General features: G+C 60.3%; 10 protein-coding genes, 1 rRNA gene and 1 pseudogene. 8 read left to right on the forward strand and 4 right to left on the reverse strand.

Annotation, left to right across the window (positions count from 1 at the left end; translation table 11 throughout):
- Positions 1–56: 56 nt before the first annotated feature.
- A complete protein-coding gene (locus B0D71_RS29830) occupies positions 57–1,007 on the reverse strand; it encodes a GlxA family transcriptional regulator (protein WP_103397898.1) in 951 nt (316 codons plus the stop codon).
- 242 nt (positions 1,008–1,249) lie between these two features.
- Between B0D71_RS29830 and B0D71_RS29835 the strand changes: the two genes are divergently transcribed.
- A complete protein-coding gene (locus B0D71_RS29835) occupies positions 1,250–1,972 on the forward strand; it encodes a pirin family protein (RefSeq protein WP_103397899.1) in 723 nt (240 codons plus the stop codon).
- Positions 1,973–2,091: 119 nt separating this feature from the next.
- Here the strand turns inward: B0D71_RS29835 and B0D71_RS29840 are convergent, their stop codons facing one another.
- A complete protein-coding gene (locus tag B0D71_RS29840) occupies positions 2,092–2,967 on the reverse strand; it encodes a LysR family transcriptional regulator (protein ID WP_103397900.1) in 876 nt (291 codons plus the stop codon).
- 112 nt (positions 2,968–3,079) lie between these two features.
- Between B0D71_RS29840 and B0D71_RS29845 the strand changes: the two genes are divergently transcribed.
- Both B0D71_RS29845 and B0D71_RS29850 read left to right on the forward strand, forming a co-directional pair.
- Positions 3,080–4,306, forward strand: coding sequence for a YbfB/YjiJ family MFS transporter (locus B0D71_RS29845; RefSeq protein WP_103397901.1), 1,227 nt, complete (start codon positions 3,080–3,082; stop codon positions 4,304–4,306).
- Positions 4,307–4,341: 35 nt separating this feature from the next.
- Positions 4,342–5,154 (forward strand): annotated as a pseudogene (locus tag B0D71_RS29850) (NAD(P)H-quinone oxidoreductase); the annotation flags it as partial.
- 58 nt (positions 5,155–5,212) lie between these two features.
- On the opposite strand, the gene B0D71_RS29855 reads toward B0D71_RS29850, so the two are convergent.
- The gene (locus B0D71_RS29855; protein ID WP_103397902.1) at positions 5,213–6,247 is read right to left on the reverse strand and encodes an AraC family transcriptional regulator; all 1,035 of its coding nucleotides are present in this window, start codon (positions 6,245–6,247) and stop codon (positions 5,213–5,215) included.
- A 163-nt stretch (positions 6,248–6,410) separates the two neighbouring features.
- Here B0D71_RS29855 and B0D71_RS29860 point away from each other — a divergent pair, with 163 nt between their 5' ends.
- The 5 genes from B0D71_RS29860 (at position 6,411) to B0D71_RS29880 (ending at position 9,778) form a co-directional block, all read left to right on the forward strand.
- Positions 6,411–7,262 carry a 3-hydroxybutyryl-CoA dehydrogenase gene (locus B0D71_RS29860; RefSeq protein WP_103397903.1) on the forward strand — a complete coding sequence of 284 codons (852 nt, stop codon included), beginning with the start codon at positions 6,411–6,413 and terminating at the stop codon, positions 7,260–7,262.
- Positions 7,249–7,908: a TetR/AcrR family transcriptional regulator gene (locus B0D71_RS29865; protein ID WP_103397904.1), complete on the forward strand. Its 660-nt coding sequence runs from the start codon at positions 7,249–7,251 to the stop codon at positions 7,906–7,908. The genes B0D71_RS29860 and B0D71_RS29865 overlap by 14 nt, the downstream gene beginning before the upstream one ends.
- 89 nt (positions 7,909–7,997) lie before the next feature.
- Entirely contained in the window at positions 7,998–8,411 is a 414-nt protein-coding gene (locus B0D71_RS29870) for a VOC family protein (RefSeq protein WP_103397905.1), read from the forward strand.
- 138 nt (positions 8,412–8,549) lie between these two features.
- Positions 8,550–8,978, forward strand: coding sequence for a hypothetical protein (locus B0D71_RS29875; RefSeq protein ID WP_103397906.1), 429 nt, complete (start codon positions 8,550–8,552; stop codon positions 8,976–8,978).
- A 47-nt stretch (positions 8,979–9,025) separates the two neighbouring features.
- The gene (locus B0D71_RS29880; protein ID WP_240635744.1) at positions 9,026–9,778 is read left to right on the forward strand and encodes a bestrophin-like domain; all 753 of its coding nucleotides are present in this window, start codon (positions 9,026–9,028) and stop codon (positions 9,776–9,778) included.
- A gap of 67 nt (positions 9,779–9,845) precedes the next feature.
- Here the strand turns inward: B0D71_RS29880 and rrf are convergent.
- Positions 9,846–9,961 (reverse strand): 5S ribosomal RNA (gene rrf, locus B0D71_RS29885).
- Between the last annotated feature and the right edge of the window lie 4 nt (positions 9,962–9,965).

Here is a 9,965-nt window from a genome sequence, read left to right on the forward strand (position 1 = left end):
ACCGCCGCGGGAGGAGTGTTACGGCCATTGCGGTGCGCAGAACGGACACGCGCGCCCTAGCTGAACTGCTCGCGGTATTGAGTCGGGGTCAGGCCCAGTTTTTCACTGAACAGAAAACGCATGTGCCGCACGCTGCCGAAGCCGCTTTTGAACGCCACGGTCTTGAGCGGCAGCTCGGTGGTTTCCAGCAGGTTCCTGGCGCAATCGATGCGTGCACTTTGCAGAAACTCCATCGGTGTCATGTTCACGTCCCGGGCGAACACCCTGGTGAAATGACGCGGGCTCATGTTGGCCAGGCTCGCCATGCGCTCGATGCTGTAGGTTTCATCGAGATGCTCGAGCACATGGTTCTGCACTCGGGTAATCGCCGTTTCGTGGGGCGCCACCGCCGCCATCAGCGGGCTGAACTGCGCCTGGCCGCCCTGGCGCTTCATGACCACCAGCAACACCTTGGCCACGTCCTGGGCGACTTTCTTGCCATGGTCCTGGGCCACCACCGACAACGCCAGGTCAATCCCGGCGGTGACGCCGCCGGAGGTGATCAGGTTGCGGTCCTGGACAAAGATCTGATCGGTCTCGACCGTTGCTTTTGGAAAGCCCTTGATCAGCCGCTCGGTGTAGTGCCAGTGGGTGGTGACGCGATAGCCATCGAGCAATCCCGCATGCCCCAACACGAACGCCCCGGTGCAGATCGAACCATAACCGGCGCTGCGGCTGACGTTGTGCCTGAGCCAGTCGAGCAACGGTGGATGCTTTTCGTTGTAGGCACCCGGACCACCGGGCACCAGCAGCAAATCAAAACCCTCGCAGGCCTGATCGATGTGCCGGTCGGCCTGCACGCTCACCCCGTTGGATGCCCGCAGAGCGCCAGACTCGGTGCCGATGGTCGACAGCACATAGTGATCGTCGGGTTTGAGATAACGATTGGCGATGGAAAACACTTCCATGGGCCCGGCCATGTCGAGCAGGAGAAAGTCGGGAAACAGTACCATTGCCACGGTTTTCATGGATTGGAATTCACTGAGTTCATAGAAGGTCGGTTAGCCAGGTACAAGCCCCCACAGGTTTCGGTGCTGTGCATTATGACCACGTACAACGCAAACATCGGTAAAGAATAGTCGATAAGGTGTACTCTACTGTCAACCCAAACAGGACAGTATTTCAATTTCCACCTACTTATTGCATCGCGGAGTAACCATTAACCTTCTCCTCACTCGGACGAATTCACGTCCTGAAAGGAGATTTCATCATGCTGACTCTTCGCAAAGCCTCGGATCGTGGCCTGGCCAATCACGGCTGGTTGAAGTCGTACCATACCTTTTCCTTCGCCAACTATCGCAACCCGAAAGAACAGGGTTTTTCTGACCTGTTGGTGATCAACGACGACCGCGTTGCCGCCGGTAAAGGTTTCGGCCAGCACCCGCACCGCGACATGGAGATTTTCTCCTACGTGCTTGAAGGTGCCCTGGAGCACAAGGACACCCTGGGCACCGGTTCGGTGATCCGCCCCGGCGACGTGCAGCTGATGAGCGCAGGCAGCGGCGTGGCCCACAGTGAGTTCAACCACTCCAGCAACCGGCCGGTGCACTTTCTGCAGATCTGGATCGTGCCCGACGTCAGCGGCGCCAAACCGCGTTATCAGCAGGAGCACTTCAGCACCCAGAAGAAGCGCGGGCGCCTGCAACTGATCATCTCGCCGGATGGCGCCAAGGGTTCGCTGAAGGTGCGTCAGGATGCACGGGTGTATGCCGGCCTGATCGACGGCAAGGAAAGCGCCACCCTGGAGCTCGCCGCTAACCGCTACGCCTATGTGCATGTAGCCCGGGGCAGCGTCGAACTCAACGGCGTGTTGTTGCAGGAAGGCGACGGTGTGCGGGTTCGTGATGAACAGGCGCTGACCTTGAGCAACGGCGTGGATGCCGAAGTGCTGGTGTTCGACCTGCGCCCACAGGAACTGCCGCAAATGCCATGACAAAACCCTCTGTAGGAGCGAGCTTGCTCGCGATGGCGGTTTAACATTCAGCTGCTTTGTTGGATGAACCACCGCTTTCGCGAGCAAGCTCGCTCCCACAGGATTTGTACCACCTGGAATTACTCACCGGTCCCGGCGAACCCCGCGACAATCTCATCGATCACCGCCCGCACCCTGGCCGTATGCCGCAGGTCCGCGTGGGTCACCAGCCAGATGTCATAGGGCATCGGCCGCGAGCGCTCCGGCCACAACCGGACCAGCCCTTCCTTCTCCCCGATGTACAGCGGAATCTCCCCGACCCCGATCCCCGCCGCAATCGAACGGCGCACCAGCAGGCTTGAACTGAGGCTCGCAACAATGCGCCCACGCGCCACCGGTTCCGAGACCAGCGTCATGTCTTTGTTGCCCTGCAAGTACGGTTGATACACCACCAGGTCATGCCCGGCGAACGCCGAGCCTGGCTCCGGCACGCCGTGGGCATCGACATAGGCTTGCGAGGCAAACAACCCTACCGGCCAACGGGCGATACGCCGGGCGATCAGGTCAGGGTTTTCCGGTCGGGTGTTACGCACAGCGATGTCTGCCTCGCGTTTGGCCAGGCTGAGGATCTGTGTGGTGGCATCCAGTTGCACCCGAACATCCGGGTGTTGCCGATGCAGACGGGCAATCGCCGGGATCAGGAAATCAATTGCCAGGGAATCGGTGGTACTGACCCGTACCGTGCCGGTCAGGCGATCGTCCAGCCCCTGGATCTGGCGCTCCAGCTCCAGCGCCGAATGCTCCATTTTCTCCACGGCCTTGAGTGCCGCTTCGCCGACCGCCGTCAGTGCGTAACCTTCGGACGTGCGCAAGAACAAGGTCGCACTCAATGACTTTTCCAGTGCCGTGATGCGTCGACCCACCGTGGCCTGGTCGACGCCCAACACCCGCGCCGCACCGCGTAGCGTGGATTCGCGGCAAACCGCGAGAAATACCCGTGCATCGTCCCAATTCATAATGCACTCCTGATGATGCAAATACGCATCAGCATAGCGCGTAATCGCTGCATTAATGCTTCGAAAAACCTCGATATGCTGAAAGCCTGAGTGACTTCACAGGACAACGCACATGCACAGTTCATCGGCTCCCCTTCCGCCAGCGCCCAGCGCGATCTGGCTGCCGATCTTCGCCGGCCTCTGCGCCAGCCTGGTCAGCATCGGCCTGGCGCGCTTCGCCTACACGCCGTTGATTCCGTCGCTGATTCAGGCTCACTGGTTTTCCGCCAGCGACGTGGTGTACCTCGGTGCCGCCAACCTTGTGGGTTACCTGATCGGCGCACTGATCGGCCATCCGCTGGCGCGCCTGACCTCGAACAAGTGTGCCCTGCGCCTGATGATGCTGGCGGTGACACTGGCGTTTTTTGCCTGTGGCTTTCCGTTGTCGGTGAGCTGGTTCTTCGGCTGGCGCCTGCTGTCGGGGATTGCCGGTGGCGCGATCATGGTGTTGGTGGCGGCCACCGTATTGCCCCAGGTCCCGGCGGCCCGCAAAGGCCTGGCCAGCGGCGCGATATTCCTCGGCATCGGATTGGGCATCGCCGGGTCGGGGACGATCGTGCCGCCGCTGCTGAGCCTCGGCTTGCAGCAAACCTGGTTCGGCCTTGGCCTGCTGGCCTTGATCCTCACCGCTGCCAGTTGGTTTGGCTGGCCAACCACCGCGCCCCCCGCTGCCGCAGCGCCGTCAAATACATCGCCTTCGCCCCCTATCGACCCGAACGTTTACCTGCTGTTCGCCCAATACGCATTCATGGCGGCCGGGCTGGTGCCGGCCATGGTGTTCCTGGTGGATTACGTCGCCCGCGGGCTCAATGCCGGGGCCCATGTCGGCGCGCTGATCTGGGTGATGTATGGCCTGGGCGCGATTGTCGGACCGGTGAGCTACGGCTTTCTCGCGGACCAACTGGGTGCGAAAGCCGGGATCCGCATCGTGCTGGTGCTGCAAGCGCTGGCGGTTGGCCTTTTATCGATCAGCAGTTCGTTCGCGGCGCTGGCTTTACTGGCGGTGATCCTCGGCTCCTTTCCGCCGGGCATCGTGCCGCTGGCGTTGGCGCGGGTGCATGAGCTGATCCCCGGGCATCATCAGCAACAGGTTGCCTGGAGTCGCGCCACCGTGTCGTTCGCTACTTTCCAGGCGCTCTCGGGGTTCGCTTACTCGGCGCTGTTCAATGCCACTGGCGGTCATCATGCCTTGATGTTCGTGATTGCCTTCGGCGCCATCGTTGTAGCGCTGTTGCTGGAACTGGGCAGTCGACTGCTTGGTCGTTCGACCGAATCTTTAACGCTCAATACAGGTAGATGAAATAACACTCCCCCAGACCATGACCCTGATCGAAATCACCGAATCCGGGGCTGGAAGTGGCCGGTGAAGTGGTGGCGATTGGCGCAGGCGTTAGCGGATTTGCGCCGGGTGACAAGGTCTGCGCCCTGACCAATGGCGGTGGCTACGCGCAGTTTTGCGTGGCCCCGGCCAGTCAGGCGCTGCCGATCCCCGAAGGCATGGACTGGGTGCAGGCAGCGGCCATCCCGGAAACCTACTTCACGGTCTGGGCCAACCTGTTCGGCCTTGGTGGTGCCCGCCGGGGTCAGCGCGTCTTGATCCACGGCGGAACCAGCGGTATCGGCACTACCGCGTTAATGCTGTGCCGAGAGTTCGGCATCCAGGCGTTCGCCACCGCTGGCAGCGACGAAAAATGCGTCGCGATTGGCGAATTGGGCGCCGAGGCGATCAACTATCGCGAACAGGATTTTGCCCAGGTCATTGCGCAAAGAACCACGGACCAGGGCGTCAACGTGATTCTCGACATCATGGGCGGCTCGTACCTCAACAACAATGTGGCCGCCCTGGCCATGGAAGGTCGACTGGTGATGCTCGGTTTCCTCGGTGGCGCCCATGCCAGGGATGTCGACTTACTGGCGATCATGGCCAAACGCGCCATCGTCACCGGCTCGCTGTTGCGCTCGCGAACCCGGGAAGAAAAAGCCGCCATCGCCCGCCAGTTGCACGAGCACGTATGGCCAGTGCTGAGCGCCGGGCGCTGCCTGCCGATGATCGACCGGGTTTACCCGTTCACGGAGGCGGCGCAGGCCCATGCCCGGATGGAAGCAGGCGATCACATTGGCAAGATCGTCCTGCGCGTGGGTACTTGATGGCTTGCTGAAAGCGAGAGGTGGCCGGGCCGGCGATGGCTCAGGGCTCGCAGGACTCCTAAAGGTTCGCAACCTCTACGCCCTGCTCCCCCTGATAGCGGGCCCGGTAGCGCCCCGGGCTTTCCCCGGTCCACTTCTTGAACGCCCGATGGAAGGCACTGGGTTCCTGGAATCCCAGTTGCTCGGCGATATCGCTGATGCTGGCGTCACTCTGACGCAATTGCTCAAAGGCCACGCCCCGCCGTACTTCGTCCTTGATCTCCTGGTAGGAACAACCTTCACGCTCCAGTTTGCGGCGGAAGGTGCTGGGGCTCAGGTGCTGTTCCAGGGCAAAGGCCTGCAAGGTCGGCCACTCGCTGTAATGACTGCCGCGCAAGCGCTGATGAACCTGTGCCGCCAGGCCATGCTGGTTACGGAAGCGGATCACCAGCCATTGCGGCGCGGTACGCAAAAACACTTTCAGCGACGCCAGATCCTGCACCACGGGCAGGCGCAAGTAGTGGCTGGCAAATTCGATTTCGGTGCGCTCGGCACCAAAGGTCAGGTTGGGGCCCCAGAGCAGGCGGTCATCGCCAAGCGACAGGCGTGAATGGCGAAAGTCCGCGCGATCAATGGGAATGCGCCGGCCGCCGAGCCAGCAGAGCAGACTGATCATCAACACCAGGAAGGTTTCTTCACCAAACCGGCTGGCATCGTTGTCCGCCGAACGGGTTTCCAGGCTGATGACCGCACGCTTGCCACGCACGGCCAGCGAGCCGCGAAAGTCGCGCAGGAACAATCCGAAGTTGGCCAGGCACTGACGCATGGCCTTGTGCAGATCGGGCTCCTGAATCAAGGCGCGGCAAATCAGGGCGAAACTGCCCGGCGGCATGCCATGGGAGTCGAGCCCGAAAAACTCGTCGTGGAGCTCGCGGATCTGAATCAGCCACAACGCCGCAAATGCATTTGCCGGCACCCGCGCAGTGGGTTGGTGCATGATCGCCGGATCAACGCCTGCCTGTTCGAGCACTGCCGTCACGCGCTGCGGATCATCCTTCAGCCCGTGGATCATTGCCTGCACGAAATAGGCGGCAACCGAGTCCTTTTCCCGCATTGGTACGCTTCTCTCTCATCACCCGAATGGCAAAAAACATCAGTGCCGTTGAACAGTTTTGGCATAGGACAACCGCCCTGCCGGCTCTAGACTCGCGGCAATAGTACGCCTTCGGCCGCCGTCGCGGCCAAGGTATCGCAGGGTTTGATCGAAGGATGGGAAGATGAATCTGCAAAACATCGGAGTGATCGGTGCAGGCACCATGGGCAACGGCATCGCACAAGTCTGTGCCATGGCCGGTTTCAACGTGACCTTGCTCGACATTTCCGAAAGCGCTTTGCAAAAAGCCGTCGCAACGGTCGGTAAAAACCTGGACCGTCAGATCGCCAAGCAAACCCTGACGTCGGAGCAGAAACAGGCCACTCTCGACAGAATCCGCACCAGCACCGATTACAGCAGCCTGCATAACGCGCAGCTGGTCATCGAAGCGGCCACCGAAAACCTCGATCTGAAATTGCGAGTGCTGCAACAGATCGCCGCACAAGTCAGCGGCGAATGCGTCATTGCCTCCAATACCTCGTCGCTGTCGATCACCCAACTCGCCGCCAGTGTCAGCCAGCCTGAGCGCTTCATCGGCCTGCACTTCTTCAACCCGGTGCCGGTGATGGGCCTGATCGAAGTTATCCGCGGCCTGCAAACCAGTGATGCGACCCACAAGCTGGCGCTGGACATGGCAACCACCCTCGGCAAAACCGCGATCACCGCCGGGAACCGCCCGGGCTTCGTGGTCAACCGGATCCTGGTGCCGATGATCAACGAAGCGATCCTGGTGTTCCAGGAAGGCCTGGCCAGCGCCGAAGATATCGACGCCGGCATGCGTCTGGGCTGCAATCAGCCTATCGGCCCGTTGGCCCTGGCGGACCTGATCGGCTTGGATACCCTGTTGTCGATCCTCGAAGCCTTCTATGACGGGTTCAACGACAGCAAGTATCGCCCGGCGCCGTTGCTCAAGGAAATGGTCGCTGCCGGTTACCTGGGACGCAAAACGGGGCGCGGCTTCCATGCCTATGCCTGAGCGTTGCTCGCGCTTTGCCGAGTACCGGGACAAGGTCCTGGAGCTGTTTGCCTGCAAGGGGTTCGGCCAGGTCGGCATGCGCGAGCTCGCGACGTGCCTGGGGCTCTCTCCAGGCTCGCTGTATCACCATTACCCGAGCAAACAGCATCTGCTGCTCGACCTGATCGAAGAGTTCTACGAAGAACTGTTGGCCACCCTGGGGCGCATCCAGCAAAAGGCCCCGGGCAAACGCGACAAACTCAACAGCCTGATCCGCGCCCATCTGAATCTGCATCGGGAGATGCCCTGGCATTTCCGCCTGGTGGAGCGCGACAGCGGTTGCCTGAACGAAGAGCAACAGGCTCGGGTCCGGCAATTGCGCGAGCAATACGAACGCACGTTGCTGAAGATGCTGGGCGCCAAGAGCCGTTTCAGCGAGCAAGGCCTGCAGGCGGCCGGGCATGCCATTGGCGTGCTGCTCAACAGCGCTCCCAGCTGGCTGACGCCCCATGTGCTGGACGAGCAAGAACGTGATGAGCTGCTGGAGAGCATGGTCAGCGGCGCCATCGAACGCGTGCTTGCGCCACGGCGTGTACCCGAGGCGATAAGCCTGGCGCGGCCTATCGAAAAAACATCTAAAGAAACACAAGCTCCGACAAAGATTTAGCGCTTTGCTTGTCGGCTCGACACAATCGGAATTCGCCGAAAAAACCGGCGTCCAAACCGATGTATGTACTCGAGCACCTGGAGCCGACCATGAAAATCAATCCCTACCTTATCTTCAACGGCGACTGCAAAGCGGCCTTCACGTTCTACGCGAAGTGCCTGCAAGGCCAGATCGAAGCCATGCTGACCTTCGGTGAAACCCCTGCCGGTGAGCATTTCCCCAAGGAACTGCACAACCTGATCATTCATACCCGCCTGGTCGTGGGCGATCAGGCGATCATGGGGTCGGACACCACACCGGATCGTCCCGTCGATAAAATGAGTGCCTGCTCGATTTCACTTAACGTCGACAGCATTGCCGAGGCCGAACGGGTGTTCAATGCACTGGCAGAGGGCGGCGATGTGCAGATGCCACTGGAGACCACGTTCTGGGCGGCTCGTTTCGGCATGCTGGTCGACCGTTTTGGCGTGTCATGGATGGTTAACTGCGAAAAGGATCAGTGAACAGCCTTTGTCGAACGACAGTAATGAAGGCACCAGAAAGCCCAAACTGAAAAGGTTGCGCTTTCTGGCAACTCCCGGCCTGTCTGCTACCGTCAATTAGCCACATGGATAGCAGCAGACCTGAGGAGCGAACCCACTATGCAGGCCCACGACCTGTCCTGGTCCACCCGTTTAAAATGCTTGCTACTGGCCGGTGGACTGATCACCAGCCTGCTGGCCCTCAATGGTTGCGCCAGTGTCGATGCACAGACCACCGCCTATGTCGGCGTAGAACATCCGGCACCGACATCGCCCGACGAGGTCGTCGTGCTGCGCTCCGAGCCTCTGCGTCCGCATGTGCGCCTGGGTGAAGTGTTGATCGACGCCACCGTCGACCCTGCCCCGCCGATTACCGAAGTCGAACAGAAGCTGCGGGAAGAAGCCGCCAAACTCGGTGGCGACGCGGTGGTGGTCGTGTATGACCATATTCAGGCGGTAGGTGCCTATGCCAGCGGACCGCTGTGGGCTCGCGACGTGAGGACTATCGAGGGACGTAAACTCAAAGGCATCGTGATCAAGTACCAGTAGATTTCTCCCTCGAAAGACAGCGTCAACGGAGGTTGAATTTGAATGACGTGGTGATCGCCCTCTTCGTCTTCGCCTGTCTGTTCGGCAGCGCACTGTTGGGTTCGTACGTGAGGGAGCGATTACCGAGTCATCATCTGAGCGATGACTCCGTGGCGGTGGTGAAGCTGGCCACCGGCCTCATCGCAACGATGTCGGCGCTGGTCCTGGGCCTGCTGGTTTCCTCTGCCAAAGGCACCTTTGATACGGCCAATGCCGAACTGGAGGGTGCGGCGGCGAAAGTGGTTCAATTCGACCGCTTGCTGGCCCGCTACGGCACCGATACCCAGGGCATCCGCAACGAGCTCAAACACAACTACGCCGAAGTCACCCAAGTGCTCGCGACCCGCGATCACCAGCAGATTGCAAAACTCGATAGCCCTGAAGTGATCCGTCGCTCCGAAGGCCTGCAACGCCAGGTCGAATCACTGACTCCCGGCAACGATGATCAGCGCTCGCTCAAAGCCAAGGCATTGCAAGACATGGACACCGTGTTTGCCGCCCGCTGGCTGACCCTGCTGCAGGCCAATCAATCGATTCCACCGGTAATGCTGGTGATTCTGGTGACGTGGCTGGGGATTATCTTCGGTTCGTTCGGCCTGTTTGCACCACGCAACGGCACCATTGTCGTCGTGTTGTTGATGTGTGCCCTGTCGACGGGGGCTACCATCTTGCTGGTGGAGGAACTTAATCGTCCGCTTGATGGTTTTATCTGTGTGTCGCTGGAACCGCTGGAGCACACGCTGGAGCGGCTGGGTCAGTAATTTCGCTTTCCTGCGGAAAAAAACAAAACCCCTACCTGCATATGCAGATAGGGGTTTCGAAATTTAATCTTGACGATGACCTACTCTCACATGGGGAAACCCCACACTACCATCGGCGATGCATCGTTTCACTGCTGAGTTCGGGATGGGATCAGGTGGTTCCAACGCTCTATGGTCGTCAAGAAAT

The organism is Pseudomonas laurylsulfativorans (genome assembly GCF_002906155.1).
Taxonomy (GTDB): Bacteria; Pseudomonadota; Gammaproteobacteria; order Pseudomonadales; family Pseudomonadaceae; genus Aquipseudomonas; species Aquipseudomonas laurylsulfativorans.

Bases quoted from the DNA above. Each gene is read 5' to 3' on its own strand.
- B0D71_RS29865 (WP_103397904.1), top strand. From the start codon at position 7,249: ATGCCTATGCCTGAGCGTTGCTCGCGCTTTGCCGAGTACCGGGACAAG.
- B0D71_RS29840 (WP_103397900.1), bottom strand. From the start codon at position 2,967: ATGAATTGGGACGATGCACGGGTATTTCTCGCGGTTTGCCGCGAATCC.
- B0D71_RS29870 (WP_103397905.1), top strand. From the start codon at position 7,998: ATGAAAATCAATCCCTACCTTATCTTCAACGGCGACTGCAAAGCGGCC.
- B0D71_RS29835 (WP_103397899.1), top strand. From the start codon at position 1,250: ATGCTGACTCTTCGCAAAGCCTCGGATCGTGGCCTGGCCAATCACGGC.
- B0D71_RS29855 (WP_103397902.1), bottom strand. From the start codon at position 6,247: ATGCGGGAAAAGGACTCGGTTGCCGCCTATTTCGTGCAGGCAATGATC.
- B0D71_RS29830 (WP_103397898.1), bottom strand. From the start codon at position 1,007: ATGAAAACCGTGGCAATGGTACTGTTTCCCGACTTTCTCCTGCTCGAC.
- B0D71_RS29860 (WP_103397903.1), top strand. From the start codon at position 6,411: ATGAATCTGCAAAACATCGGAGTGATCGGTGCAGGCACCATGGGCAAC.
- B0D71_RS29845 (WP_103397901.1), top strand. From the start codon at position 3,080: ATGCACAGTTCATCGGCTCCCCTTCCGCCAGCGCCCAGCGCGATCTGG.
- B0D71_RS29875 (WP_103397906.1), top strand. From the start codon at position 8,550: ATGCAGGCCCACGACCTGTCCTGGTCCACCCGTTTAAAATGCTTGCTA.